The organism is Sphingobacterium sp. UBA1498 (genome assembly GCF_002325125.1).
In the GTDB taxonomy this organism is placed as follows: domain Bacteria; phylum Bacteroidota; class Bacteroidia; order Sphingobacteriales; family Sphingobacteriaceae; genus Sphingobacterium.
This window is the reverse complement of sequence record NZ_DCRG01000022.1, coordinates 1-26,430: the sequence shown is the minus strand read 5'-3', so window position 1 is coordinate 26,430 and position 26,430 is coordinate 1. Positions and strand designations below refer to the sequence as shown.

General features: G+C 40.7%; 24 protein-coding genes. 12 read left to right on the top strand and 12 right to left on the bottom strand.

The annotated features are described in order from the left end of the window. Window position 1 precedes the first annotated feature (1 nt). From B3139_RS12910 to B3139_RS12900, 3 genes are all read left to right on the top strand, one after another. A complete protein-coding gene (locus B3139_RS12910) occupies window positions 2–2,461 on the top strand; it encodes a heme lyase CcmF/NrfE family subunit (RefSeq protein WP_293883729.1) in 2,460 nt (819 codons plus the stop codon). Then, the gene (locus B3139_RS12905) at window positions 2,461–3,222 is read left to right on the top strand and encodes a Rossmann-like and DUF2520 domain-containing protein (RefSeq protein ID WP_293883727.1); all 762 of its coding nucleotides are present in this window, start codon (window positions 2,461–2,463) and stop codon (window positions 3,220–3,222) included. The genes B3139_RS12910 and B3139_RS12905 overlap by 1 nt, the downstream gene beginning before the upstream one ends. Window positions 3,223–3,438: 216 nt before the next feature. Next, a complete protein-coding gene (locus B3139_RS12900; RefSeq protein WP_293883725.1) occupies window positions 3,439–4,965 on the top strand; it encodes an FMN-binding glutamate synthase family protein in 1,527 nt (508 codons plus the stop codon). Window positions 4,966–5,059: 94 nt separating this feature from the next. Here B3139_RS12900 and B3139_RS12895 read toward each other — a convergent pair whose 3' ends face one another. The 3 genes from B3139_RS12895 to B3139_RS12885 all read right to left on the bottom strand — a co-directional run bounded on the left by B3139_RS12895 (window position 5,060) and on the right by B3139_RS12885 (window position 7,597). Continuing rightward, window positions 5,060–5,503 (bottom strand): MarR family winged helix-turn-helix transcriptional regulator, encoded by a 444-nt coding sequence (locus B3139_RS12895; protein WP_293883723.1) that lies wholly within the window; start codon window positions 5,501–5,503, stop codon window positions 5,060–5,062. A 264-nt stretch (window positions 5,504–5,767) separates the two neighbouring features. Further along, window positions 5,768–6,544, bottom strand: a complete 777-nt coding sequence (locus B3139_RS12890) for an amidohydrolase (protein WP_293883721.1) — start codon at window positions 6,542–6,544, stop codon at window positions 5,768–5,770. Window positions 6,545–6,628: 84 nt separating this feature from the next. Next, window positions 6,629–7,597: a polyprenyl synthetase family protein gene (locus B3139_RS12885; protein ID WP_293883719.1), complete on the bottom strand. Its 969-nt coding sequence runs from the start codon at window positions 7,595–7,597 to the stop codon at window positions 6,629–6,631. A gap of 111 nt (window positions 7,598–7,708) precedes the next feature. Between B3139_RS12885 and B3139_RS12880 the strand changes: the two genes are divergently transcribed. Together B3139_RS12880 and B3139_RS12875 are read left to right on the top strand one after the other, a co-directional pair. Continuing rightward, the gene (locus B3139_RS12880) at window positions 7,709–8,878 is read left to right on the top strand and encodes a glycosyltransferase family 4 protein (protein WP_293883717.1); all 1,170 of its coding nucleotides are present in this window, start codon (window positions 7,709–7,711) and stop codon (window positions 8,876–8,878) included. Then, window positions 8,875–9,204 (top strand): metal-sulfur cluster assembly factor, encoded by a 330-nt coding sequence (locus B3139_RS12875; RefSeq protein ID WP_209580447.1) that lies wholly within the window; start codon window positions 8,875–8,877, stop codon window positions 9,202–9,204. The genes B3139_RS12880 and B3139_RS12875 overlap by 4 nt, the downstream gene beginning before the upstream one ends. Before the next feature lie 2 nt (window positions 9,205–9,206). Here B3139_RS12875 and B3139_RS12870 read toward each other — a convergent pair whose 3' ends face one another. The 3 genes from B3139_RS12870 to B3139_RS12860 form a co-directional block, all read right to left on the bottom strand. Further along, window positions 9,207–10,448, bottom strand: a complete 1,242-nt coding sequence (locus B3139_RS12870; RefSeq protein WP_293883714.1) for a cation:proton antiporter — start codon at window positions 10,446–10,448, stop codon at window positions 9,207–9,209. A 3-nt stretch (window positions 10,449–10,451) separates the two neighbouring features. Beyond that, window positions 10,452–10,931 carry a cation:proton antiporter regulatory subunit gene (locus B3139_RS12865; protein WP_046672804.1) on the bottom strand — a complete coding sequence of 160 codons (480 nt, stop codon included), beginning with the start codon at window positions 10,929–10,931 and terminating at the stop codon, window positions 10,452–10,454. Window positions 10,932–11,236: 305 nt separating this feature from the next. Next, window positions 11,237–12,025 (bottom strand): MBL fold metallo-hydrolase, encoded by a 789-nt coding sequence (locus B3139_RS12860; RefSeq protein WP_293883705.1) that lies wholly within the window; start codon window positions 12,023–12,025, stop codon window positions 11,237–11,239. A gap of 114 nt (window positions 12,026–12,139) precedes the next feature. On the opposite strand from B3139_RS12860, the gene recJ reads away from it, so the two are divergent. The 3 genes from recJ to B3139_RS12845 are packed head-to-tail and all read left to right on the top strand — an operon-like array spanning window position 12,140 to window position 16,170. Further along, window positions 12,140–13,840, top strand: coding sequence for a single-stranded-DNA-specific exonuclease RecJ (recJ, locus tag B3139_RS12855; protein ID WP_293883703.1), 1,701 nt, complete (start codon window positions 12,140–12,142; stop codon window positions 13,838–13,840). 58 nt (window positions 13,841–13,898) lie between these two features. Next, entirely contained in the window at window positions 13,899–14,633 is a 735-nt protein-coding gene (gene lptB, locus B3139_RS12850) for an LPS export ABC transporter ATP-binding protein (protein WP_209580433.1), read from the top strand. Between the two features lie 22 nt (window positions 14,634–14,655). Continuing rightward, a complete protein-coding gene (locus B3139_RS12845) occupies window positions 14,656–16,170 on the top strand; it encodes a GH3 auxin-responsive promoter family protein (RefSeq protein ID WP_209580431.1) in 1,515 nt (504 codons plus the stop codon). A gap of 213 nt (window positions 16,171–16,383) precedes the next feature. Here B3139_RS12845 and B3139_RS12840 read toward each other — a convergent pair whose 3' ends face one another. After that, on the bottom strand, window positions 16,384–16,542 hold the full coding sequence (locus tag B3139_RS12840; RefSeq protein ID WP_209580429.1) for a hypothetical protein: 159 nt from the start codon (window positions 16,540–16,542) through the stop codon (window positions 16,384–16,386). A 324-nt stretch (window positions 16,543–16,866) separates the two neighbouring features. Here B3139_RS12840 and B3139_RS12835 point away from each other — a divergent pair, with 324 nt between their 5' ends. Further along, window positions 16,867–17,937, top strand: a complete 1,071-nt coding sequence (locus B3139_RS12835; protein ID WP_209580427.1) for a branched-chain amino acid aminotransferase — start codon at window positions 16,867–16,869, stop codon at window positions 17,935–17,937. Between the two features lie 81 nt (window positions 17,938–18,018). On the opposite strand, the gene miaA is transcribed toward B3139_RS12835, so the two are convergent. From miaA to pdxA, 4 genes are read right to left on the bottom strand one after another with little or no spacing between them, the layout of a single operon-like run. Further along, on the bottom strand, window positions 18,019–18,954 hold the full coding sequence (miaA, locus tag B3139_RS12830; protein WP_293883696.1) for a tRNA (adenosine(37)-N6)-dimethylallyltransferase MiaA: 936 nt from the start codon (window positions 18,952–18,954) through the stop codon (window positions 18,019–18,021). A 45-nt stretch (window positions 18,955–18,999) separates the two neighbouring features. Then, window positions 19,000–19,593, bottom strand: a complete 594-nt coding sequence (locus tag B3139_RS12825; RefSeq protein ID WP_209580423.1) for an IS1096 element passenger TnpR family protein — start codon at window positions 19,591–19,593, stop codon at window positions 19,000–19,002. A 46-nt stretch (window positions 19,594–19,639) separates the two neighbouring features. Next, window positions 19,640–21,073, bottom strand: a complete 1,434-nt coding sequence (locus tag B3139_RS12820; protein WP_293883693.1) for a CCA tRNA nucleotidyltransferase — start codon at window positions 21,071–21,073, stop codon at window positions 19,640–19,642. 53 nt (window positions 21,074–21,126) lie between these two features. Continuing rightward, window positions 21,127–22,182 carry a 4-hydroxythreonine-4-phosphate dehydrogenase PdxA gene (gene pdxA, locus B3139_RS12815; RefSeq protein ID WP_293883691.1) on the bottom strand — a complete coding sequence of 352 codons (1,056 nt, stop codon included), beginning with the start codon at window positions 22,180–22,182 and terminating at the stop codon, window positions 21,127–21,129. Between the two features lie 161 nt (window positions 22,183–22,343). Between pdxA and rsmA the strand changes: the two genes are divergently transcribed. Genes rsmA through B3139_RS12800 form a run of 3 tightly spaced genes read left to right on the top strand, consistent with a single transcriptional unit; the run spans window position 22,344 to window position 25,299 of the window. Then, window positions 22,344–23,123, top strand: coding sequence for a 16S rRNA (adenine(1518)-N(6)/adenine(1519)-N(6))-dimethyltransferase RsmA (gene rsmA, locus B3139_RS12810; protein ID WP_209580418.1), 780 nt, complete (start codon window positions 22,344–22,346; stop codon window positions 23,121–23,123). A 1-nt stretch (window position 23,124) separates the two neighbouring features. Then, window positions 23,125–24,324, top strand: coding sequence for an FAD-dependent monooxygenase (locus B3139_RS12805; RefSeq protein ID WP_293883687.1), 1,200 nt, complete (start codon window positions 23,125–23,127; stop codon window positions 24,322–24,324). Window positions 24,325–24,366: 42 nt separating this feature from the next. Continuing rightward, the gene (locus B3139_RS12800; RefSeq protein WP_293883685.1) at window positions 24,367–25,299 is read left to right on the top strand and encodes an NAD(P)-dependent oxidoreductase; all 933 of its coding nucleotides are present in this window, start codon (window positions 24,367–24,369) and stop codon (window positions 25,297–25,299) included. A gap of 95 nt (window positions 25,300–25,394) precedes the next feature. Here B3139_RS12800 and B3139_RS12795 read toward each other — a convergent pair whose 3' ends face one another. After that, window positions 25,395–26,273, bottom strand: coding sequence for a hypothetical protein (locus tag B3139_RS12795; protein WP_293883683.1), 879 nt, complete (start codon window positions 26,271–26,273; stop codon window positions 25,395–25,397). Window positions 26,274–26,430 lie beyond the last annotated feature (157 nt).

Here is a 26,430-nt window from a genome sequence, read left to right as displayed (position 1 = left end):
AATGGACGTTAATTACGTTGGTGAGCACCTGCTACCCGGGCAGATCGGACAGTTCTTTATTGTTCTTTCTTTTGGTGCCGCACTTTTATCTTGTATCGCTTATTTTTTCGCGACTAAAACTCCTGAAGAAACTTCATGGAAAAAAATTGCTCGCATCGCATTCTGGGTTAATGCTGTCTCAGTCGTAGCTGTCGGCGCAACTTTATTTTATATTATTTACAATCACTATTTTGAATATAATTACGCTTTTGCACACTCTTCGAGAGACTTACCGACTTATTATATCATTTCCAGTTTCTGGGAAGGGCAGGAAGGAAGCTTTTGGCTATGGACATTCTGGCAAACCGTATTAGGCGCAGTATTACTATTTAAAGCCAAAAGCTGGGAAACGTCCGTCATGACCTTCGTGATGTTGTGTCAGGCATTTTTAGCCTCGATGATTATAGGGATTGAGTTACTGGGTTTACGCATCGGAAGCTCTCCATTTATCCTCCTGCGCGATGCAATGGATTTCCCTATCCTAAAGGAAGCAAACTATTTGTCCCTACTTAAAGACGGTAATGGTCTAAACCCTTTGTTGCAGAACTACTGGATGGTAATTCACCCGCCTACACTGTTCCTTGGCTTTGCTTCTATGATTGTTCCTTTTGCTTATGCAACGGGCGCCCTTTGGACCAAACGTTACAAGGAATGGATCAATGCTGCACTTCCCTGGGCACTATTTGCTGTGATGATTTTAGGAGCTGGTATTATCATGGGTTCATTCTGGGCTTACGAAGCACTTAACTTCGGCGGCTTCTGGGCTTGGGATCCCGTAGAAAATGCATCCATTATTCCATGGTTTACGTTGATTGCAGCGGTACACGTCATGGTCGCTTACAAAAATTCTGGCCATTCTTACTTCACCGCTACTTTTTTAGCGATGATCAGCTTTGTACTGGTGATTTATGCCTCTTACCTCACGCGAAGTGGTGTTCTCGGAGAAACTTCAGTACACTCTTTTACCGATTTGGGAATGAGTGGACAACTGATTTTGTTCAATGTCGTATTTTTAGTTATCATGGTGGTATTTCTGACAGTTAAAAAGAAAGAAATGCCGATAACAGAAAAGGATGAGGATATCTATTCAAGAGAATTCTGGATGTTTATCGGCGCTTTGGTATTAACTGTTGCTTGTGCACAGATCATCGCTTCAACATCAATTCCGGTATTTAACAAGATCTTTGGAACCAAAGTAGCCCCGCCTTTAGATCCGATACAACATTATAACAAATGGCAATCAGGCTTTGCTGTTATCGTTATGATCCTAACCGGATTTACGCAATTTTTAAAATATAAACGTACCGACAGCCGCAAGTTTTTGGCGTCTACTGTGGCATCATTGGTCGTGTCTCTTATATTAACCGCTGGTGTAGTTTATTTGACGAAGACCTATACCAACCTGATCTATATTTTAATCACCTTCGCAAGTATTTTCTGTATTTTGGCTAATATCCGCGTATTGGGAGATGCTGTCAAAGGTAAATGGAAGCTTGCGGGCTCTTCCGTAGCGCATATTGGTTTCGGACTTTTGCTGATCGGTGCCATGATCGCTGCAGCAACCAACGAGGTCATTTCTGTTAACAATACAGGATACATCGCTGTATCAGGGTTTGACAAAGTTGAGAAACCCGGCGAAAATTTATTCTTGACCGAGGGTGAACCGGTACAGATGGGCGAATACAAAATCACCTATATCGGCGACAGCATCGTTGCTCCAAATACGTTTTATAAAATAAAATATGAACGAATCGACGAAGAAACGGGAAAAGTAAAGGAGCAATTCGTTCTGCAACCTTTTGCTCAAAACAATGCAAAAATGGGTGGTTTGATTGGCACGCCAGCGACCAAACATTATATTACACATGATGTTTATACACTGATTACTGCTGCGGCAGCTGAAAGTCAGGCTACACATGCGAAAGTTTCGGCAGAAGAGAAAACTGGTTTCGAAGACTACGAGGAGCCAGCGACATATCAGGTAAATATCGGCGATACGCTACGCTATCGTAATGGCTATTATGTCATTGAAGGCCTAAATAAAGAAGCTCACCTAGAGAAAATTCCAAAGGGTCCCAATGATGTCATGGTTGGATTGAAAATAAAAGTATTTTCCGCCGATAACAAACAATATGAGGTACAACCTATCTACCTTATTAAAGATGGCGGGGTTTATGACTTCAATAAAGATGTCAATGAACAAGGACTTAAATTCAGATTTACGGGTATTAAGCCCGACAAAGATAAACTGGAAATTATGGTTTATCAAAAACCCCTTCCAGAAAAAAAATGGGTCGTATTTAAAGCCATTAAATTCCCTTACATAAACTTTTTCTGGTGTGGCACAATTGTCATGACAATTGGCTTTATCATGTCCATTGTGAGAAGAAATAAAGAGGAAAAACGAAAAGCATTGAAATAATGAACATTGTGATCTTAGGAAGCGGAAATGCAGCCACACACTTCGCACGACAGTTTCAAAAAATAGGACAGCATATCGTTCAGATCTATAGTAAAACAAAGGCCAATGCAGACGCATTGGCCTTTGATCTTCATTGCGCGGCAATTGACCAGCTGTCTGAACTTGACTTAAATGCCAACCTTTACCTCATTGCGGTTGCGGATAATGCTATCATACCGGTAGTAGAAGCGCTACCTGAAAATTTAAAAGGAATTGTTATCCACTGTTCAGGCGCAACAGATCTGGCCGTACTCAATAGATTTGAGAACGCCGGTGTCATCTATCCACCACAGTCTTTATCTAAAGATAAAGCAGTCGATTTTTCCACCGTTCCGCTTTGTGTTGAAGGTAATACGGATGACAATAGCGCAATGATACTCCAGCTCGCACGCAACTTAAGCCCGCACAGCTTATATTGTACTTCACACCAGCGTTTAGCTATTCATCTTGCTTCGGTCATGGTCAATAATTTTTCGAACATCCTCTATCAGATGGCGTATGAGCTCCTCAACGAAAATAACTTATCCTTTGATCTGATCAAGCCAATCATCCGGGAGACGGCAGAAAAAGCTCAAAATCATATTCCGATAACAGTTCAGACAGGACCAGCCATCCGGCAAGACAGCACAACAATGCAAAAACATTTGCAATTTATTAGCAATAAACCAGATTTACAGCAAATCTATCAACTTTTATCGCAGGAGATTACTAAAAGAAAATAGTTTGTTAGAAACGGTTATAAACTTATCAAAACTTACTCCAAACGGGTGAATATAGCTATTTACTTAGGGAACTTTAGTACATTTGCTTCGTCCAAAAGCGCGTTTTGGAATGCTAATTGAGTACTATAATAATCAGTTGGGCTAAAATTAAAAATAGCGAATCAAAAATAAATAATCGTATTTTCTATGGAAGTTAGAAAACTCATTCTTTCAATAATGATAGTGATTAATTTGATCATCTTATCATTTGGATTTATATTTACATCAAGCTGGTTTTGGCTGCTCATCATACCATTTCCGCTGCTATTGATAGCACTATATCATAGTTTCCAAACCAAACATGCCATCTTGCGCAATTATCCTTTGGTTGGATATTTCCGTTATGTTTTTGAATCTATTCGTCCTGAATTGAGACAGTATTTTTGGGAATCAGACATGGATGGACGTCCATTTAACAGAAGACAGCGTTCGATCGTATACCAGCGTGCAAAAAACCAACGCGAAACTGTCGCATTTGGTATGCAGACTGATCCGCAGGCTGTCGGGAACGAATGGGCAGCGCACTCTGTTTTCCCTTGTCATATCGAGAACCACGACCTCCGCACTACGGTTGGAAACTCGGCTTGTAAAAAGCCTTATAGTTTAAGTGTGTTCAACATTTCAGCAATGAGTTACGGTGCTTTAAGCAAAACCGCGATAACGGCCTTAAACAAAGGCGCTGCACTTCAAAATTTTGCTCACAACACCGGTGAAGGGGGCATCAGTGACTATCATAATAATGGCGGTGATTTAATTTGGCAGGTTGGTACAGGTTATTTTGGGTGCCGTAATAAAGAAGGAAAATTTGATGCCGAACTTTTCAAGGAGAAATCAAACCGTGAAAACGTGAAGATGATTGAGTTGAAACTTTCACAAGGTGCTAAACCAGGTCATGGAGGTATCCTTCCAGCTGCAAAAAATACACCTGAGGTTGCTGCCATTCGTCACGTTATTCCCGGAACAGACGTCATGTCACCTCCAGCGCATAGTGCATTCGCTTCGCCAACAGAAATGATGCACTTCATACAGCATATGCGTGAATTGTCTGGTGGAAAACCTATCGGTTTTAAGATCTGTATCGGAGATAAACATGAGTTTATGGATATCTGTCATGCGATGCAAAATACACAGATTTTTCCAGATTTTATCTCTGTAGATGGATCGGAAGGTGGTACCGGAGCAGCGCCACTTGAGTTTACGGACAATTTAGGTATGCCGCTCTATGATGCACTGGCGTTTGTCACAAAAACCTTAATTTCCTTTGGTCTAAAAAAACATATCAAAGTGATCGTATCCAGCCGTATCGTCACTGGGTTCGACATTCTAAAAGTTATCGCCCTAGGAGCAGATGCATGTTATAGCGCGCGCGGTATGATGTTCGCTTTGGGTTGCATCCAGGCACTGAAATGTAATGAAGACGTTTGCCCAGTTGGCGTGGCGACACAACAACCACATCTCTACAAAGGACTAGACGTGAACGATAAATATGTGCGTGTCGCTCAGTTCCATCGTAACACCTTACGTGCTACTGTCGAAATTATGGAAGCTTGCGGATTCAAAACACTGTCTGATGTATCGGCAGATAAATTTTATCGTAAAGTGGATGCGATACGGACACTAAGCTTTCAGGAAATTTATTTCGGAAATGAAGGTAAATTGGTCAACAGCCGCACAGATTTCGAAAGTAAGCTGTTCGAAGATTAAGCGATATTGTTTAAATAAAACAGAAAGTCTCCTATGTAAAATCAGCATAGGGGACTTTTTTATGGCTTGCTTATTCAGGAGCCGAACATAAAAACTATTCTAGATTAAAGAGTACACGATGTAAAATCATATTTGAGACAGCAATCTGATCATCGTTCAACCCCTCTAAGGCCTGTTCAATTGTATTTCTAGCTTGCTTCATGCCCTCATCCTTCATCTTTCTTCCCGTTTTTGTCAAATAGATCAGATTAGAACGTCTATCGTTTTTATCATTCACGCGAATAACCAGATTGACCCGTTCCAAATTATTTATTAGCCGAGTCACGCTCGGCTTGTCTCGAAATGTACGAATAGCTAACTCTTGCTGGGTAAGCCCTTCCTCTACCCAAAGGTTATACATGATACTCCATTGTTCAGAAGTAATGCTTAAACCGGCCTCCCGGAGATTACGCTGTAACCTTCGCATAACTGCAATGGAATATTTACCCGTTAGGAAATTATAAAAATACTCTTGTGATACTAAATCTTGGTGCAACATATAATAATGGTTATGGTTGTTTACGCAACTTATTATAGCAATAAAATGCTGTCTTTCATATGATGTAAAAAAAAGCTAAACGTATTGTGGCTAATAGTTAGCCTAAATTACGCTTTAGTATAGCTTCTTCAAACAAAATTTATCAACATGTCATCAGTAGATGTTGATAAATCATCAAAATTTGATTTATGCCAGATTGAATTTAGCAAATAAAAAGTATACGACCAAAATTATTGCTTGCAATTATACCTAATTAAAAGGGAGTTAGCTGATAGTAAACGAATCAGAGTCTTTCAAGAAAGGGAATTTCTCACGAGCTTCCAGTAAATCATTCGGATTTAAGGTAAATGTATATAAGTCTTCATCTTCCGGTTTGTAATACACTACATCCCCTAAAGGAGATATACACATCGAACCGCCAGAATAATAAACATCATTACCGTCATGCCCAACGCGGTTTACACCAACAACATAGGCTTGATTTTCTATCGCACGTGCTGGAATAAGGGCTCTCCAATGCGCAGATCGCTTGTCAGGCCAGCTGGCCGTATATACTAAAATATCATATGCACCATTTTGATTTTTAGACCAAACAGGGAATCTAAGATCATAACAGATCATTGGACAAATTTTCCAGCCTTTGATATCTACTAAAATGCGTTCATTGCCCGGTTCGAAGTATTCATTTTCTTTCGATAATCCAAAGAGATGGCGTTTGTCATATTTTACATATTTGCCATCCGGAAACATCCACACAAAACGATTATAATATTTCCCACCATCTTCAATGATTAAAGAACCTGCGACAACACAATTAAGCGAACTAGCCATCTCAAATAGCCATCTTGTGGTAGGTCCGTTTGCGGGTTCGGCGCATTTCTTAACATTATTTGTGAAGCCTGTATTAAACATCTCAGGAAGAATAATAACATCCGTTTTTTCGCGCAATGCGGAAAGCCTCAACGCGAGATTATTTAGATTCTTCTCTATATTTTCCCAGAATAGGTATGCTTGAAATACGGTGATCTTTAAAGGCTCCATGAACGTAATCTAAAAATTTACTTAATTATTTTATAATAAAATAACCATTTAACGGCAAGATACAAATTTTAAAAGAATTAATACTTATTGCTGCCGCACCAAAAGGTTATTTGCTAAAACTAATAACGGTTCCTTGCGATGATTTGGTACATTTAAAGCTTCCATTTTTTCAAAAGCCCGCTGTGTATAGCTATCCTTAAGTTTATCAGCAGCTGCTTTAATTTCATATTTCCCATACAACGCAAGCATATCCTTTATTTTTGATGGAGTATCCTCAGCAGGAGCTTCCAACAAATTCTTCAAAATGGGTTTATCTTCTTGCGAAATCACGGCCATCAGCTTCACCAATAAAAACGTCTTTTTATTGATCAGAATATCACCACCAACGATCTTTCCAAAGGTTTCCGGATCGCCGTAAGCATCCAAAATATCATCTTGTAACTGGAATGCTAAACCCACATTCTCACCAAAATCGTAAATCAGTTGCTGTTGCTGTTCATCTGCTCCTGACAGAATAGCACCTAATTGCAATGCTCCACCCAATAACACGGAAGTTTTCAGGCGGATCATCTCCAAATATTCAGCCATCGATAGCGAACTCCGACTTTCATAATCCATATCCAATTGTTGGCCCTCACATACTTCCATGGCAACTTTACTTAAAATTTTCAACGTTGCAGGTAGATAAACGGGATTACATTTTGAGATTTCCTCATAGGCTTTAACCAACAATCCATCTCCAGATAATATGGCAATATTAGCATCCCATTTCTCGTGAACTGTCGTTTTACCTCTTCTTAAGGGAGCCTTATCCATTAGGTCATCGTGGATTAGCGAAAAGTTGTGAAAAAACTCCACTGCTTTGGCGGCAGGTATAATATCGGCCATGTCCCGCATACCGAATAATTCGGCCGCCATCAAGGTCAGTACAGGTCGAACCCGCTTTCCGCCCAAAGTCAAAATATACCGTATTGGATCATATAAATTGGATGGTGTCTCAGGAAATTTACTTGTCTCTATCGCCTCCATCACGAGTTGTTGTAAATGTTGCATATATCTTTACGATCGAATCTTGCGAATATAGCAATAATCGGATAGAAATGGCAATTTTGTCCCTTTAAAGGAAGTCGCCCCAAAATTGTACATTTGTACAAGTATTTTATTATGCGCATACTGATTATCCATACATTTTACCAAGATCCTGGTGGTGAAGACACTGTGTTTCAGCAGGAAGCTTCCCTCCTTGCTCAGGATCATGAAGTCCTCACGGTCACTTTCCAGAATAAAAAGGGATGGAGGGGAGCCCTACAGACAGTGGGATCCTTTTGGAATATTTTCGCTGCGCAACGTGTCAAGGAAAAAATAAATACCTTTAAACCAGATATCGTTCACATACATAATACACATTATGCAGCTGGTCCAGTTATCGTGCGTACCATCGCCAAACTCGGAATCCCACAGGTCATGACGCTCCATAACTTCCGGCTGTTATGCCCATCGGCCACGCTGTATCACCACAATCACCTTTTTTTGGACTCAATCCATGAGAACTTCCCTTGGACTGCTGTGCGACAAAAAGCATTCAATAACTCTACGGTAAAAACATTTATCCTAGCTTTGAATTATTGGGTTCACCGTAAAATTGGGACTTGGAAAAAAGTAAATCGCTACATCAATTTAAGCTCCTTTGCAAAAGAAATATTTGTTAAATCTACGCTGAACCTTTCACCTCACTTATTCGTTGTTAAACCAAACTTTGTCTTCCCTACTACAATAGTGCCCAACGTTACCCCTCCCTACTTCATCTACGTCGGTCGTCTTTCAGAAGAAAAGGGCATATTAAATCTGATAGATGCTTTTATCGGGACAGATTTTAAACTACAGATCATTGGCGGGGGACCGCTCGAAGCGGTAGTAAACCGACGCATCAAGGGTCAACCTAATATTTCCTACCTTGGCTTTAAAAAGAGGGATGAAATCTTGCCCTTGGTAGCAAATGCACAAGCATTGCTCGTTCCTTCCATTTGTTTCGAGGGCATGCCAATTACAATTCTTGAAGCTTACTCTGTAGGCACAGCCGTACTCTGCTCCAATATTGGGCCGCTTCCCGAATTGATTGCTCCCGGCAAAACAGGGCTGACCTTCGATCCTCACAATAAAAATGACATCATCCGCTCTTTGACCGCATGGAGTACAAAAATGAAAGATGAAAAAGATGAGATAAGAAAGACCTGCAGTACTTACTATTTTAGTAATTTTACACCTGAAATAAATAAAAGAAAATTATTGGCGATCTATCAGGACGCTATTCACGATAAAAAACGGAATAAATGAGTATCATCGTATTAGATAAACTAGGTTTAGCGCCGCAGATACAGACTGTACTGGAATCGATTTATGATCCTGAACTCAAACCTGCAAATATTGTAGATTTGGGACTTGTATATGAAATCATTACGAAGGAAGAAGGTATTGCAAAGATTGTGATGACACTCACTGCTCCAGGCTGTCCGGTGGCAGGCGAAATCATGAATGAAGTTCAGGAAAAAGTTGCTGCCATCGAAGGCATCAAAGAAGCATTGGTAGAATTGACATTTGATCCGCCTTGGACCAAAGACATGATGTCGGAAGAAGCAAAACTAGAATTAGGATTTTTGTAACTCTAAAGCTTCTGATTATTTTCCAGATCGCTCAGCTTCTTTAAGGGCTTAGCACTATTGGGATCCGCTCCAAAAAGTGTTTTCCACAGCTTTCGCGACTCTTTAGTTAATAGGGGCGATACAATTGAAAGAATAAGGACATAAACAACCACGAAGGATTGGATCACTGGTAATAAAGCCCCCGCTTTACCAATATTTGCCATGATAATAGAAAACTCGCCCCGCGCAGATAAGGTAAAGCCGATATCAAAAGAAGTTTTAGGCTTCATGCCCGAAAATTTAGCCGCAAAATATCCCGAAGCAAGATTACCCATCATGGTTACCAACGCTGCGATCGAAGCCCAAAAAACGGCACCTCCTAACGACATAATATCAATGGATAATCCGAAACTAAAGAAAAACATGGCCCCAAAAAAATCTTTATAGGGCAGTACCATGGATTCAATTTTTTTAATGTATTGAGAATCTGCAAGCACCAATCCAGCCATCAATGCACCAATAGCCTCTGCAACGTGTATCGTTTCGGAAAATCCCGCTACAATAAAAAGCAGCGCAAAGATGATCAATATAAATAATTCAGAGGTTTTCTCCTTCAATAAACGATCAATTGCAGGCACCAGTTTTCTGCCTAAAATCAAAAATGCCAATATAAAACCCAAGGCCAGTAAAGAAGTTCCAGCCACCGTCCAAAAAGAGCTGCTCCCCGTAAGAATCAAGCCTGAAAGAAAGGAGATATGCATCGCTATAAACAAATCATCGAACATAATCATGCCCATGATGACCTCTGTCTCGGGGTTGGCAGTACGTTTGAGATCAGTCAGAACTTTTGCAACAATAGCTGTCGAGGAACTCGTCATAATACCGCACAGCACCATCATTTCCTTAAATGGCATGTCCATCAACCAACCGATCAATAGTCCTGAAGTAAAGTTCAATAAAACATAAATGGTTCCCCCTGTCACAATGGCTTTACCAGACTTAATAAGCCGATTGACTGAAAACTCAAGACCAAGATAGAACAGTAGGAATAAAACCCCCAAACGGCCCATGAAATCGATAAAGGGCTTGCTTTCTGTAAATGTTAAATCCACCATGCCAACCTGTGGGGCGTGCTGTCCCAAAACCATTCCTATAATGATGAAAAAAGGAATAACAGAAAACTTAAGCTTATTGGCAATTAGGCCAACAATGGCAACAAGTCCTACAGCGATTCCAATTTCCAGAATTAAGGTATGTGATAGCATAAATTACAGTAAAATTTCCTTTAAAAGTTTAATATTATTCTTTTTCCCCGCGATAACCAGTGTCGTACCTGGGCTAATCAAATAAGATGGTCCTGGATTAATAACCGTATCATCATCCCGTATACCAGCAATAATCGATGCACCAGTGCGCTGACGAACTTCCAACTCCCCGATTGTCTTTCCTGCACCTTCATTTTTGCCCTCTACTTTATACCATTCAATGCGCAAATCGTCCAGAGCAACTTCAATCGTCTCCAAAGCCTTCGGCTTGTAAGATAATCCACCGATGATTCCCGCAATCTGACGGGACTCATCGTCATTAAGTGTCATCACGCAACGTGACTCATGCTCCTCGTCATCATAGCGATAAAGTTCCCGTCTGCCATCGTCATGGATAACAACAACCATGTTATCTCCCGCATCGGTTTCAATTTGAAATTTTTTACCAATTCCAATCAGATCGGACTCTCTTACAATAGACATAATCTTCTTTTTAAAATATATACCAATAATAAAAAAACCTTCATAATTTTTATAAACGAACTTTATGAAAGCAAACTGAAGATGCTTTCCAGCCAATAAAACAAAGACTTACAGAAAAAAACAGCATCCTTACTTAGCTACTAAAACACAAATCTACCCAAAAAATAAATCTTAAACGAATCGTTCAATATCTAACAGGATGTCTTCACAAGGCGCAAATTACCCTAAAGTAGCAAAAAAGAACACAGGAAACAAACATTCTTACCTATGGCACGGTATCCGTGAACCCAATAGATCCGCCTTTTTTATTCCCGCAAGGCAGCATCAATCAGCCTATAAGTACCATCTTCCCGGAGCTGACTGCGCCCGATCGTGATATTTTTTGAATGGTAAAATAAAAAGACCCAGCCTGCCGGGGCACCCTCTGCCCAGTACGCCTGACGTAACGCTTTAGAGCGCCGGCCGTCAAAATCATATTTTGCCACATAGTTGTGGAAAATCTCTTCGGGCTCAGGCAATACATCTCCGCCAAAGAAATAATGCTGGTCATCCGTTTGAATATGAAATGCCTGGTGATGTGCGGTATGTCCACCATTAAGCGCATAGCTGATTTCATCATTTATTTTCCCCTCACCTTCCACCAGTACCAAATTTCCGCTGCGTTGAATCACATCAAAAATCTCGGTCCGGTATGAAGTGGAAATTCCCGAGTAGGCATCTTCCCATTCACCTCGTTGCACAATGTATTCGGCCTCCGGAAATGCAGTCCGACCTGTTCCACTTTCAAATGTCACCATGCCACCGGCATGATCTTTATGCAAATGGGACATCAATACATATTTTACATCATCAGGCCGGTATCCTAATTTATGTAAGTTATCATACAGCTGTAACCGCCCATTTTTATCCGTATAACCAAGCCCAGTATCACAGAGTACGAGTCCGGCATTGGTTTGGATCAAGAAAGGATGAACATCAATAAACATAGCGCCCGGACGGTCCTGAGGGTCATCTAGTGACGGATCAAAGGGAACAAATTTTCTGCTTTTATCTACCGAAAAAGAACCTTCGTATAAAGAATAAGCCTGTACCATATTTAAAACATTGGGAATATGCACGTTAAGCAACAGCGAATCAATACCCGGTTTAGGAATTAGGTAAGTCCAGCCTTAAAACGTATATTTACACTTAAAATATTGTGCAAAGATATGCAAAAAAGATGGGTACTAAAATCTAAAACTGATGTCAAAATAACCAATAAACTGCGCGAGGAATTAAACATAAACCCTGTATTGGCAGAGTTGCTCGCGAGCAGAGGGATTGAGACTTTTGACGAATCTAAACAGTTTTTTAGACCTCAATTATCGGATTTGCACGATCCATTTTTGATGCGTGACATGGAAAAAGCCATTACACGTATTATTCAGGCTATTGGTAATAAAGAAAAAATTCTGATCTATGGTGACTATGACGTGGATGGTACAACCGCTGTAGCCGTTGTTTATAGTTTTTTCAGGGAATTCCATAGCCAGCTGGAGTTTTACATTCCAGACCGCTATGCCGAAGGCTATGGCATCTCGACGCAAGGAATCGACTACGCCGCAGCAAACGGTTTCAGCTTAATTATCGCATTAGACTGCGGTATCAAGGCAATCGATAAAATAGACTACGCAAACAGCAAGGGGATTGATTTCATTATCGGAGACCATCACCTTCCGGGGGAAGAGCTTCCTCAAGCTTATGCTGTATTAGATCCCAAGCGTGTAGACTGTGAATATCCCTATAAAGAACTTTCAGGTTGTGGAATCGGCTTTAAGATTATTCAGGCTTTTATATTGACAAACGGCATGGATATCAATGCCTGCTATCAGTTTTTGGATCTCGTCGCTGTAAGTATCGCTTCGGACATTGTTCCTATTACCGGTGAAAACAGGATACTCAGCCACTTTGGCCTCATTAAACTTAATACGAATCCCTGTGTTGGATTGAAGGCGCTGATTGACTTATCGAATAACCGAACGAAGATTTTTACCGTTAATGACATCGTGTTCCAGATTGGCCCCCGAATAAATGCCGCGGGCAGAATAGATCATGCCAAGGACGCCGTCAAACTTTTGATTTCCAAATCACTGCAAGAAGCAAAAGACTTCAGTTCGAGCATTGATGATCAAAACAATGTGCGGAAAGACTTCGATCTCAGAATCACAGAAGAAGCGTTGGCTCTCATTGAAGATAACGCTCTACTTAAAAGCCGCAAATCCACCGTACTGTATAAAGCCGACTGGCACAAAGGCGTCATTGGGATTGTCGCTTCCCGTCTGACCGAAAAATATTACCGACCGACAATTATATTGACCGAAACAAATGGTCATATCGCCGGTTCCTGCCGTTCGGTATTGGGTTTTGATTTATATGAAGCGTTAAGCGAATGCGCCGATCTATTGGAACAATTTGGCGGACATAAATATGCTGCCGGACTAACCATGTCCTTAGATAATGTCACCCTCTTCCAAGATCGTTTTGAAGAAGTGGTATCACGACGTATCAGTCCAGAAATGCTGACGCAAGAAATTTTGATCGATGCCAAGTTAGCACTGAAAGATATCGACGCTAAGTTTTTCCGTATTCTTCAGCAATTTGAACCATTCGGTCCCCAAAATGAATCCCCTATTTTCCTCAGTAAAAAGGTAAATGCAGTAGGACAAGCCTTTATAGTAGGTACCAATCATCTTAAGATGACCGTTGTGCAGGAAGACTCTCCGGCATTTGACTGCATTGGTTTTGGATTGGCAGAACATATCACGCATATCAATTCTGGACAAAGTTTCGACATCTGCTACAGCATCGAAGAGAATGTGTGGCGCAACAAAAAGAACTTACAGCTAAACATCAAAGGGATTAAGTATTAGTATTGCAAGAGTAAGAAGATATTAAATATATTTACACAACAATAGATATTCCACGAAGATGATTTTAAAGGCAGAACATCTTATCAAAAAGTATAAACAGCGCACCGTTGTCAACGATGTTTCTTTCTTTGTAGAGCAGGGAGAGATCGTCGGGTTATTGGGCCCGAACGGAGCTGGAAAAACGACCTCTTTCTATATGATCGTTGGTCTTATTAAGCCCAATGAAGGGAAGGTATTTCTCGACGATCAGGAAATTACGCAAGATGCGATGTACCAACGCGCTCAACGAGGGATAGGTTATCTCGCTCAGGAAGCATCGGTCTTCCGGAAGCTTTCTGTGGAAAACAACATCCTGGCTGTATTAGAAATACACTATCCGAATAAAGAAGAACGTTTGGCAAAACTGGAAGAACTACTCACAGAATTCAGCCTACACCGTGTCCGTAAAAACAGAGGTGATTTGTTATCTGGTGGCGAACGTCGACGTACCGAAATTGCGCGGGCATTAGCTGCAAATCCATCCTTTATTCTTTTGGATGAACCTTTTGCAGGGGTCGACCCAATCGCCGTGGAAGAAATTCAGACGATTGTGGCCAAACTCAAAACCCGTAATATCGGCATCTTAATTACCGATCACAACGTGCAGGAAACATTATCAATCACCGATAGGGCCTATCTGCTAACCGAAGGAAAGATTATGCTGACGGGTACACCTGAGGAGATTGCGGATAATGAGCTTGCCCGTAAATTTTATCTCGGTCGACATTTTGAGTTAAGAAGGAAAAAATTTTAAAAATTAAAGACAAACCTCCCCTATGGCCTTATTAAATTCCATTTTTACTTGGTTCATGAAAAAAAGAATTCACCAGATTGAACTTTTCATGAAATATCCGCATGATGTTCAAGAAGAATGGTTTCAAAGTTTAATTGCCACTGCGGAAGCAACAGAATGGGGAAAAAAATACGATTACACAAGTATATTAACGCCTGAAATTTTCAAAGAACGTGTCCCTATACAGGACTACGACGATATTAAGGGTTATGTTGATCGTATGATTAAAGGTGAGCAAAATATTCTGTGGCCATCGGATATCAAATGGTTTGCGAAGTCTTCGGGCACTACCTCAGATCGAAGCAAATTTATTCCAGTCAGTGAAGAAGCACTCGAAGAATGCCACTTCCAGGGGGGGAAGGATATGTTGACAATCTATTGCCATAATAGGCCCGAAAACCGTGTATTTACAGGGAAATCGGTGGTTATCGGTGGTTCTTCACAAATAAACAATTTTAGTCCAGATTCCTATTATGGTGATCTTTCGTCGATTCTCATTCGGAATCTGCCTTTTTGGGCCGAATTTAAACGGACACCAAATATGGAAGTAACATTAAACCCAAACTTTGAAGAAAAAATTGAGCAAATTGCTCAAATCACGCTTAAAGAAAACGTAACGAGCCTAGCGGGTGTACCCACTTGGAATATCGTTATGGCCAAACGTATACTTGAAATTACAGGTAAAGACAACTTACTGGAGATATGGCCAAATCTCGAATTTTATGGACACGGGGGCGTGAGCTTCAAACCTTACCGTGAACAATTCCAAAAATTGATCCCGTCAGACAACATGTATTATTTGGAGAATTATAATGCTTCAGAAGGCTATTTTGGTTTACAGGACCAATCTGATTCGGAAGATCTCCTACTCATGTTGGATTATGGTATTTATTACGAGTTTTTACCTACAGAGCGAATGCAGGAAGAAAATCCGTCAACGCTACGCTTGGATCAGGTTGAACTAGGTAAAAATTATGCATTGATCATCTCGACCAACGCAGGTCTTTGGCGTTATAAAATCGGGGATACCATAAAATTTACATCATTATCCCCTTATCGTTTTCAGATCTCCGGACGCACCAAACAATACATTAATACTTTTGGGGAAGAAGTTATCGTCGACAATGCCGAACAGGCACTGGCCGAAGCGAGCAAACTGACTCAAGCTCGAATAAAAGATTATACGGCAGGACCGGTATATTTTAAAGATGCCCAAGCTGGCGCACATGAATGGGTGATCGAATTTGAACAACAACCCAATGATTTTAAGCGTTTCTGTGAAATATTAGACGCGAAGCTCCGTGAAATCAATTCGGATTATGACGCCAAGCGTTTTAAAGATATGGCTCTCCGCCAGCCCATCGTTCATAATGCACCCGAAGATACATTTTACAAATGGATGAAATCACGCGGTAAGCTCGGGGGGCAAAATAAGGTTCCTAGATTGAGTAATAATCGCGAATATATCGACCCGCTCTTAAAACTACTCGCTAGCTAAATGATACATTAAGTATGATTACTTCATGATACAACATGAAACATGATGAAGCATACGGCCGAAATAATAGCCTAGCCTCCGGCTGGAGATTAGCCAAAATTTCCTGGACTTTTTATTTTGGCTAATCTCATGGTATCCAATCGTTGTTGAAAAAACTACTGCGAGTTCATTTGATGTGATAAGCCCAAAAGCTTACACAATTGTGGAGGTTTGTTAGGGTTTAATTGCTGTTTTATATAAAAACACAAAAAAACCGAGGATAAAATTCATCGAAATACCTTTCTTCTGAACTTCAACGTCACGCGGTAACAATGTGTGTACATCGCCAGATGTTACTTCATTACCTTTGTCAAGACTGTGAGTCAATTCCATACTTAGTTTATTTTATGATAAGTGATTTTATAGCGTTACTGCAAACCACAAAGCCCATCAAAATGGTTGCATCCTTTACAGCCAAACTTTATGCCATACTATTGAAACCCGACATTAATTAATAAAAAATTAACACTATTAATTATGAATACTTATGCGCATTAAAAAATGCATCGAAATTCTTCCATTTCAAAAAAAAGTGTAGTAAAATGGGGAACAACTGTCCGAAATAAAAGGCATATCCATACCTGCAAATTATCCAGCTATACGTGCGACTTATATTTCATTTTTTTCCTAACTTAGCCTATGTAATTAAAAAATAAGATGAACGCGACAGAGAACTATTCAATTCGCGTAGAGCCAACTCAAAATTCAAGACTCTCGCAAGTAGATTTCGACAATCTAAAATTCGGAAAGATTTTATCCGACCACATGCTGGTCGCAAACTATGATGACGGTGAATGGAAAGATGTCAGCATCGTTCCTTATGGAGATATCAGTATTAGCCCTTCAATGTCCGCTTTACATTATGGTCAAGCGATCTTCGAAGGAATCAAAGCTTATAAATTTGCCGATGGAACAGTAAGCATTTTCCGTCCGGACAGGAACTGGGAAAGATTCAACAAATCTGCAGCTCGTTTACAAATGCCCGAGGTACCTGAAGAGATTTTTATGGATGGCTTAAGCAAGCTATTGGACATCGACCGCAATTGGATTCCAGCAAAAGAAGGCTCATCCTTGTATATACGCCCTTTTATGTTCGCAACAGAAGCAGCATTAGGTGTGCACCCTTCTAAATCATACAAATTTATTGTTATCACAGGTCCAGTTGGCGCATATTACAGCAAAGCAATTAGTTTAAAAGTAGAAACTTACTACACACGCGCTGCTGAAGGTGGTGTCGGTTTTTCTAAGAATGCCGGTAACTATGCGCTATCACTTTATCCAACACAATTGGCAAATGATGAAGGTTATGACCAAATTATGTGGACTGATGCTTCCGAGCACAAATACATTGAAGAAGCCGGTACAGCGAATCTTATTTTCCGCATTGGAGATACGATCATCACTCCACATGGCGACACAATCCTACATGGTGTTACGCGTCGGACAATCATGGAATTGGCAGAAAAATGGGGCTATAAAACGGAGCAGAGAAAGGTATCTGTACAAGAACTAATTGATGGTATAAAAGCAGGTATCGTGACAGAAGCTTTCGCAGCGGGCACTGCAGCCACCATTACAGATATCAGCCGTATCGGTTTTGAAGGACAGGATTATAATTTGCCGCCAGTCGAAGGCCGCGAATTTTCAAATCGTGTTTTGAATTACCTTAATGATTTACGCTACGGCAAAGTAGAAGATCCATATGGATGGAACTATCTAGTAAAATAGTCCTCCAGGAAAAATAAAAAAGCCTTGGTTATTCATAACCAAGGCTTTTTTATTTCCTATTCGTATAACTTTTACAAAACCCTACCTCACCGCATCCCTATGGATGTGCCCAGCCAGTTCCTTTTGGATAAATTCAATAATAGCTGCAGTCTCATGGGCTAGAAACCAATGTGTACGACCATATTTTTTAAACCAGGTGATCTGTCTTTTGGCGTAACGCCTAGAGTTCTGCTTGATTTTCGCTATTGCTTCCTCCAAAGACTGCTTACCATCAAGATAATCAAACAATTCCGCATAACCTACTGTAAGCAGAGCAGGTTTCGTCTTGAAAGGAAATAAAGCTTTCACTTCATCCAGTAAGCCTTTGGTCATCATCAGATCTATACGCGAATTGATCCTTTCGTACAACTTCGCCCGGTCCATATTCAGCCCTATCGTAAGGACATCAAAAGGCCTTCTCTCAACATCTTTCTTGTGGTAGAAAGACATCGGTTTACCGGTTGCCTCAAAAACTTCAAGAGCCCGCACGACACGTTGCGGATTATCCATATCGGCCGTTTCAAAATATATCGGGTCGATGCTCTTCAATCGATCTTTTAAGACTTCCAGTCCTAAAACTGCAAGTTCATGATTAAGCCTCTCGCGGACATCATCCCCTGCCTTAGGCAAATCGTCCAATCCTTCGCAAAGCGCCCGCACAAATAAGCCGGAGCCGCCTACCATAATCACGACGTCATGTAATTGAAATAGTTCTTCTAACTTCAGCAACGCCTCACGCTCAAAATCTCCTGCAGAATAATCCTGTGTAATCGTATGCGAATCAATAAAATAGTGGGGAGCAGCAGCTAATTCCTCTGGATCTGGCTTTGCAGTACCAATGGACATTTCTCGGTAAAACTGACGAGAATCTGCAGAAATTATTGCTGTTTTAAAATATTGTGCCAATGAAATAGCCATTGCAGTTTTACCAACAGCTGTTGGCCCCACAATGGCTATCAATGTTTTTCTATTTGCCATATTTTAACACTTTAAAAGCTGAAACAACCTCTAAAGTCTTCTTAATTAATATTCGTCTTCGTAGCCAGTGGATTCTTCACGCTCTTCACCTTCTTCCCCCTCTTCCTCATCGTCACCATCACTATCGAAGCCATCCAATTCATCTTCATCATCCACACCATATTGCGTATCATCTTCCTCTACAAATTCATCCTCTTCAACAGCATCTGCTACCGGGAAATTAGCCGCAGTCATCGTCTTAGGAACCTGTCCAATAGATTTAAATAAAGCAGGATAAACCTTTCCGTCCTCTTCTTTCAAAATCTTGATCAATTCAACCTGAAAGTCATAAGGGCGATCAAAATTGTAAACGTAGTAAAATTTCTGATGTGGGTCATCAATAAACTTGCTTAAACGGATATTCTCCATCAACAATACCTCAGCATCTTTTTTACGTTGAGTAGGCTTGAATGCAATTTCAGTTCCCTTTTTCCATTGATCATTACTTACATAAAAAGAGGAAGATGCATCTGCATTATATCCTGTCGATTTATGGATTTCCTCATGTAGGTCTATAAATGTACTTTTAGAAGGCATGTCAATCTCACGGTACACATCTTCATAATCTTCAAAAGTAACTCTAAATCTATAAATTGCCATCTCTACTATTTTCTTCTTTTAACCTTTTTAAAAATAATACTATATTTTAAGAATTGGAAATTTCCAATGGGATTTCTTGTTTGATTGTCAAGTTCATTTCCACTGCTTTTTGAACCAGAAATTGATAGGCTTCTATTCGGGAGTTTGGAATCTCGCCCTCCAGAATAGCTTCACGAATCAAATTTTTAAGCTGTCCAACGGTACGTCCTGGTGCCAAGCCGAATAAGAGCATAATATCCTCCCCACTGATTGGCGGCTGCCAATTTCGCACCTTGTCCCGCTCTTCGACATCCTTCAGTTTTTGTTTGACAAGTTCAAAATTCTGTCGATATTTTTTCTTTTTAAACTCATTCTTTGTTGTCACATCCGCATGGCACAGCATCATCAGGGCTTCAATGTCGTCACCAGCCTCAAATAACAAACGGCGTACGGCCGAATCTGTTACAATATCTTGTGCCAATACAATCGGCCGAAGATGCAATTGTACCAGCTTCTGAACAAATTTCATTTTCTCGTGGAGCGGAAGCTTCAATTCAGCAAATAGCTTGGGAACCATCCGGGCACCGCGATCTTCATGGCCATGAAAGGTCCAGCCGAGCTTTTTATCGAAACGTTTCGTTGCTGGTTTAGCAATATCATGCATAATCGCCGCCCAACGTAACCAGAGATCATCCGATAATTCGCATACATTATCAAGGACTTCCAACGTATGATAGAAATTATCTTTATGCCCCTTGCCATCAATAATATCCACACCATGTAGATTATACATCGCCGGAAATATCAATTCCAATAGACCGGTATCAAACAAGTATTTGAATCCTACCGAAGGTTTTGGGGAAAGAATAATCTTATTGATTTCATCAATAATCCGCTCTTTGGAAATAATTTGTATCCGCTCTTTGGTATCGGTAATTGCTGTAATTGCTTCGATAGCAATTTTAAAATTCAACTGCGTGGCGAATCGAATGGCGCGCATCATACGCAATGGGTCGTCCGAAAACGTTTCTATCGGATCCAAGGGGGTTCTAATGATCCGCTGTTCAAGATCTTGTACACCTCCGAACGGATCGACTAAAGTACCATAGTCAGCTTTATTCAGTGAAAAGGCCATTGCATTGATCGTAAAATCACGCCTATTTTGATCATCGGATAGGGAGCCATCTTCTACGATAGGCTTGCGCGAATTAGCGCGGTAGGATTCCCTTCGAGCACCGACAAATTCCACATTGAGGCCCTCATACACAAGCATTGCTGTGCCGAAATTCTTATATACGGCCACTTTAGTATGTAGCTTTTCACCCAGTAAAGTCGCAAATTCAATTCCACTCCCGACAACAACAATATCCACATCATTCTTAAAAGGACGCTTCATGATATAGTCGCGGACATACCCACCAATGACATAACATTCGGTATGTGTTGTCTCGGCGAGTTCCTTAATGATGGTAAAGATTGGATGTTGTAAATTATCGTACATAGTCAAAACAGCAGGTAAAAACCAAACAGTTTGCAAAAGTAACAATTTTTTCCCTAATCCCTATCTTTGGATAATTTACGGAAAGCAAGTGGATTTTTAAGCAATTCAGCTTGTTCACGGCGACGCTTTACAATATGCAATGCAGAAAAAATAGCTTCTACAAAAGAACTTTCGGAAGCTAGATTTTTTCCGGCAATATCATATCCTGTGCCATGATCTGGCGAGGTTCTTACGATAGGTAGACCAGCGGTATAATTTACACCGGCACCTTTAGCGATATGTTTAAAAGGAATCAACCCTTGGTCATGGTACATCGCCAACACTGCATCAAATTTCTCATATGCCCCTTTCGCGAAAAATCCATCGGCCGGATAAGGACCAAAACAGAAGATCCCCAGTTCGTTGGCCTTTTCTACGGTAGGCCTGATGATCTGATCATCTTCGGTACCAATAATGCCATGATCTCCCGCATGTGGATTGAGCCCTAAAACAGCTATTTTAGGCTTTTCTACCCAAAAATCTTTCTTCAGCGAATCATTCATCAGCGCAAGTTTTTTAAGAATGGCCTCTTCGGTAATTTGAGCAGCAACCTCATGTAAAGGAATATGACCGGTCACCACGCCGATACGCAGTTCATCACATACCATAAACATCAATACATCATCGGCTCCAACTTTGGCTTGCAGATATTCGGTATGCCCCGGAAATTGAAACCCTTCCTGCTGGATGTTGTGCTTATTAATTGGAGCCGTCACCAAAGCATCGATTTTACCCGCTTTTAAATCTTCAACGGCTTTCTCTAAGGACAAGAAAGCATATTTACCGCCAATTTCGTTTTCTTCACCCAGCGAAATCTTGACGTCTTCCTGCCAGCAATTGATCATATTTGCTCTTTTGGAATGCGCCTGCTCAGCATCACTAATAACATTAAAGCTAAAATCATTTACGCCGATCGCTTTACGATGAAAAGAAGCAACCTTTGTGTTTCCATAAACCACTGGTGTAAAGAAGTCACACAAACGTTGATCCACCAAAGATTTAATGATTACTTCAAGTCCAATGCCGTTAATATCGCCTACGGTAATTCCGATTTTTAATTTATCGCTCATTCTGTTTAAATGCTTTGATTCAAAAATAGGGATTTTTTTTTAGTATTAGGTATTGTCCTTTATCCTTGTTCTTTGCCCGTTGCTCTTTTTTAACGCTTAGCTTTTCACTGCTGACTTCTAATTTCTGACTTTTAATTTTTAATTTTCATTACTTTTGCAACATGAGTACAGTAAGAGCAAAGAAACATTTAGGACAGCATTTCTTAAACGATAAAAATGCTGCACAAAAGATTGTGGAAGCATTGGATCCTAAATTGGGTTTTAGCCAAGTGCTTGAAGTCGGTCCAGGGATGGGGGTACTTTCGGATTTTCTGTTGCAGAAAGAGGAATACGAAACCTATTTAATCGATGTGGATGATGAATCCATCGCTTATTTGGATGACAAATATCCCCAATTGGGCAAAAGGTTAATCCATGGGGATTTCCTAAACCTTGATTTTTCACAATACTTCGGCGAGAAAATGGCCGTTATTGGCAATTTTCCCTACAACATATCTTCTCAAATTCTCTTTAAAATTTTGGATGAACGTCAACGTGTCGTTCAGATGACAGGTATGTTCCAAAAAGAAGTGGCTGAACGCTGTACGGCTAAAGCGGGCAGTAAGGAATATGGCATATTAAGTGTCTTTTTACAGGCTTACTATAAGGTAGAATACCTATTTACCGTCAAGGCGGGAGCATTTAATCCGCCTCCAAAAGTACTATCAGGGGTCATTCGCATGACCCGCAATGAACGGGATCAATTGGCCTGCGATGAGAAACTGTTTTGGCGCGTTGTGAAAGCAGGTTTCAACCAACGTCGTAAAACCCTCCGGAATTCACTCTCAGGCGTTGTTCCCAAAGATAAAATGTCCGATAATCCACTCTACGAACTACGAGCAGAACGACTGACGGTAGATGATTTTGTGGGCTTAACAAATGAAATAGCAAATAGTCTTTAATATGCGGGCGGCAGACAGCACATTTATTATCGTTGGTGGAGGTATCGCGGGATTATGTGCTGCAATCGGGCTTGCAAAGCTGGGCATTGAAGCACAGGTATATGAAAGTGCTGCTGAGCTTAAAGGCATAGGTGCTGGATTTGGCCTTGCAGCCAATGCCATGCAGGCTTTAGCGTATTTGGGATTGAAAGATGAAATCGTTCCGATAGGACATTATCTTGCATCCTACAATGTCTTGGATCAAAAGGGAAATATATTGGTTGAACCAGATACCAGATCAATCAGCCGAAAATATCAACAGGACAACTTCGCTATCCATCGGGCAGACCTGCATCAATTTCTATTATCCAAAATCCCAACCACACAGATCCACCTGGGCAAACGCGCTGTTTCCTTCGAACGAGAGGGTGAAGAGATTCGAGTTTATTTCGCCGATGGAAGCCATACAAACGGACATGCCCTTTTAATTGCTGATGGTGTACACTCCCCCCTACGGCAGCAACTTATACCCGGTTCGGCACCACGTTATTCGGGTTACACCTGCTGGCGGGCCACCATTGACAATAGCAGCATACAACTCAACAAAGGGACGGAAACCTGGGGTGCAAAAGGACGTTTTGGTATGACACCACTAGTCAATAACCGCATTTATTGGTACGCTTGTATCAATACAACTGCACGGAACCCAATCTTAAAAAGGTGGCGCACAAAAGAACTTCTTGACAATTTTAAGAGTTATCATGCACCTATTCCAACAATTCTCTCTGAGACCAAGGATAGCGAACTGATTACAAACGATATTATCGATATTGCACCGCTTGATCGTCTTGCATTTGACAACATACTCTTGCTCGGAGACGCTGGACATGCAACAACTCCTAACCTCGGCCAGGGAGCCTGTCAGGCTATTGAAGATGTGGCTGTACTGATGGACGAGCTTCAAACCGATGTATCCATCAATGTAGCTTTTCAACGATTCGAAAAGAGAAGATTGGAGCGAGTAAATTACATCTGTAATACCTCTTGGAGGATAGGCAAAATTGCACAATGGGAAAATCCACTCCTAATTGGAATACGAAATTTTCTCATGAAGACTATGCCGAACCGTATGAAACAACAGCAGCTAAACAAATTACTTTCTGTGGATTTTATGCAGATTAACCGTAATCATGCCCCTGGGCACAAAATCAATACGAAATAGAAGCACTATTTATTTATCGTTTCCACATAAAAAAATAATTGGATGAAAACTACTATTCTGATCGTCGACGACATTCATGAGATCATGCTGAAAAAATTTGATCAGGCAGGTATCCATTACGATTATCAGCCCGATATCAGCCGAGAAGAAGCCGAGAAAATTATTTCTAACTATTCTGGCATGGTCATCCGTTCTAAATTTCAGGTCGATAAAGCATTTTTTGACCTCGCGCCCAACCTCCGCTTTATTGCCCGCGCCGGAGCCGGTATGGACAATATCGACGATGCCATTGCTGCACAAAGAGCTGTGCAGTTAATTCCGGCAAATGAAGGCAATCGGGACGCTGTCGGTGAGCATATGATCGGGATGTTGCTTAGTCTGATGAACAATCTGAATCGTAGCGACCAACAAATACGATCTGGCCAGTGGTTGCGTGAAGCCAATCGTGGATACGAACTTAAGGGGCGTACTGTAGGGTTGATCGGCTATGGGCACAATGGTATGGCCACGGCAAAAAAACTATCGGGCTTTGATGTAAAGGTGCTTGCTTATGATAAATATCGAATCGACTATACCGATCAATATGCAACAGAAGCAGACATGGAAAAAATCTACAAAGAAGCTGATGTACTCAGTTTTCACATTCCCTTAACGGATGAAACAAAAGGGATGATTGATGTGGATTATCTAGCAAAATTTGAAAAGCCTATTTTCTTTTTACTCGGGGCCCGGGGCGGTATTGTACAAGTACCTGCAGTGCTTAGTGGCCTTGATTCAGGCTCCATTCTGGGAGCAGCATTTGATGTATTGCCTGTAGAAAAGTTCCCAAAACTCGCTGAACAGAACTGGTATGCGGATCTTATCCGTCGAGACAATGTGATCTTATCTCCCCATGTTGCAGGATGGACATTTGAAAGTTATTATAAGTTATCAGAAATCGCCGCCGATAAGATTATTGCATTTGTGGCTTCTTGAGTTTTACACGGCCCCAATGGCCAAAATCTCTGGTGCAGCAGTCAGCTACAATACATGAAGTTCGAGTAATCTATTTTTGCTGTCCTAGTAAAAACTCATACTGCTGGACTAAAGATGACTAGTAGAACAACAATCAAAAACTGTAATACCAAACTACCGTCGAGTAGATAAGCATAGTGATAATGGTCTTTTGTTTTAAAAACTGCCAGTTTTAGCAAAGCAAATATGAGCAGGTTTGTCAAAATCAATCCAATTTTTATAGGTACAGTATAAGGTACTGTCAAGATCAGAACACAATGCAGGCCCAGCAGCAAATAGGTTAAATTCTTTGCTTTTTGTTCGCCCAGCATATTCGGCAAAGTCCGTAGGTGATAATAGGAATCCTGTTGGATATCCCGAATATCAAACGGCAATGTACAGATAACCAAAAATATGAACTTCAATCCGCAGAGCGCAATAAAAACCCACTGATCTATTTTGACACCGACGTTGGCCAGTTCCACATAAGGAAGCACCACGCTGCTGCAGACCCACACTAAGGCAATATGAAAAATTTTGGCACCAGGAATCTGTCGAAGTCCCACTTTACGATCATGGAACTTAAATAGTGGCATCCCGTATAATAGGCTTAGGATTCCAATAAATCCTAAAAAAAGGAAAGAGTAAATGTGTATAAACCACAAACAATACCCCAGCACAAGCAACGCTATACCATTATTTAACCACATGACCCATTCATGATTAAAGATCCAGCGTGTCCGGGGAAATTTTGATTCTTTTGGATTCTTGGGCTTGGACCACCATAGGCTAAAATTATACAGTAATAGTGTCGCTGTTCCCTCCACCAGCACAATATACCAATTGATGGATCGTTCAAAAATAATGTAAGTCAGTGCACATTGTGCCATGGCTGCCATAGCGATCAGAAGATTCGTATAAATTGTAATATAGAATAGCTTTCTCAGAAAAGACATCTTGGTAAATCTTGATGCAAGATAACAATCTTGATAGACAAAAGTAGTTTAACATTATATTAAACATCATTTTTTTGATAAAATGGGCAAAAACCGCTAAATTGTACACCGAAATCGAAATACCAAAAACAATTTCGCAACGATAACAATATAAATT

Bases quoted from the DNA above. Each gene is read 5' to 3' on its own strand.
- B3139_RS12910 (WP_293883729.1), top strand. From the start codon at position 2: ATGGACGTTAATTACGTTGGTGAGCACCTGCTACCCGGGCAGATCGGA.
- B3139_RS12905 (WP_293883727.1), top strand. From the start codon at position 2,461: ATGAACATTGTGATCTTAGGAAGCGGAAATGCAGCCACACACTTCGCA.
- B3139_RS12900 (WP_293883725.1), top strand. From the start codon at position 3,439: ATGATAGTGATTAATTTGATCATCTTATCATTTGGATTTATATTTACA.
- B3139_RS12895 (WP_293883723.1), bottom strand. From the start codon at position 5,503: ATGTTGCACCAAGATTTAGTATCACAAGAGTATTTTTATAATTTCCTA.
- B3139_RS12890 (WP_293883721.1), bottom strand. From the start codon at position 6,544: ATGGAGCCTTTAAAGATCACCGTATTTCAAGCATACCTATTCTGGGAA.
- B3139_RS12885 (WP_293883719.1), bottom strand. From the start codon at position 7,597: ATGCAACATTTACAACAACTCGTGATGGAGGCGATAGAGACAAGTAAA.
- B3139_RS12880 (WP_293883717.1), top strand. From the start codon at position 7,709: ATGCGCATACTGATTATCCATACATTTTACCAAGATCCTGGTGGTGAA.
- B3139_RS12875 (WP_209580447.1), top strand. From the start codon at position 8,875: ATGAGTATCATCGTATTAGATAAACTAGGTTTAGCGCCGCAGATACAG.
- B3139_RS12870 (WP_293883714.1), bottom strand. From the start codon at position 10,448: ATGCTATCACATACCTTAATTCTGGAAATTGGAATCGCTGTAGGACTT.
- B3139_RS12865 (WP_046672804.1), bottom strand. From the start codon at position 10,931: ATGTCTATTGTAAGAGAGTCCGATCTGATTGGAATTGGTAAAAAATTT.
- B3139_RS12860 (WP_293883705.1), bottom strand. From the start codon at position 12,025: ATGGTACAGGCTTATTCTTTATACGAAGGTTCTTTTTCGGTAGATAAA.
- recJ (WP_293883703.1), top strand. From the start codon at position 12,140: ATGCAAAAAAGATGGGTACTAAAATCTAAAACTGATGTCAAAATAACC.
- lptB (WP_209580433.1), top strand. From the start codon at position 13,899: ATGATTTTAAAGGCAGAACATCTTATCAAAAAGTATAAACAGCGCACC.
- B3139_RS12845 (WP_209580431.1), top strand. From the start codon at position 14,656: ATGGCCTTATTAAATTCCATTTTTACTTGGTTCATGAAAAAAAGAATT.
- B3139_RS12840 (WP_209580429.1), bottom strand. From the start codon at position 16,542: ATGGAATTGACTCACAGTCTTGACAAAGGTAATGAAGTAACATCTGGC.
- B3139_RS12835 (WP_209580427.1), top strand. From the start codon at position 16,867: ATGAACGCGACAGAGAACTATTCAATTCGCGTAGAGCCAACTCAAAAT.
- miaA (WP_293883696.1), bottom strand. From the start codon at position 18,954: ATGGCAAATAGAAAAACATTGATAGCCATTGTGGGGCCAACAGCTGTT.
- B3139_RS12825 (WP_209580423.1), bottom strand. From the start codon at position 19,593: ATGGCAATTTATAGATTTAGAGTTACTTTTGAAGATTATGAAGATGTG.
- B3139_RS12820 (WP_293883693.1), bottom strand. From the start codon at position 21,073: ATGTACGATAATTTACAACATCCAATCTTTACCATCATTAAGGAACTC.
- pdxA (WP_293883691.1), bottom strand. From the start codon at position 22,182: ATGAGCGATAAATTAAAAATCGGAATTACCGTAGGCGATATTAACGGC.
- rsmA (WP_209580418.1), top strand. From the start codon at position 22,344: ATGAGTACAGTAAGAGCAAAGAAACATTTAGGACAGCATTTCTTAAAC.
- B3139_RS12805 (WP_293883687.1), top strand. From the start codon at position 23,125: ATGCGGGCGGCAGACAGCACATTTATTATCGTTGGTGGAGGTATCGCG.
- B3139_RS12800 (WP_293883685.1), top strand. From the start codon at position 24,367: ATGAAAACTACTATTCTGATCGTCGACGACATTCATGAGATCATGCTG.
- B3139_RS12795 (WP_293883683.1), bottom strand. From the start codon at position 26,273: ATGTCTTTTCTGAGAAAGCTATTCTATATTACAATTTATACGAATCTT.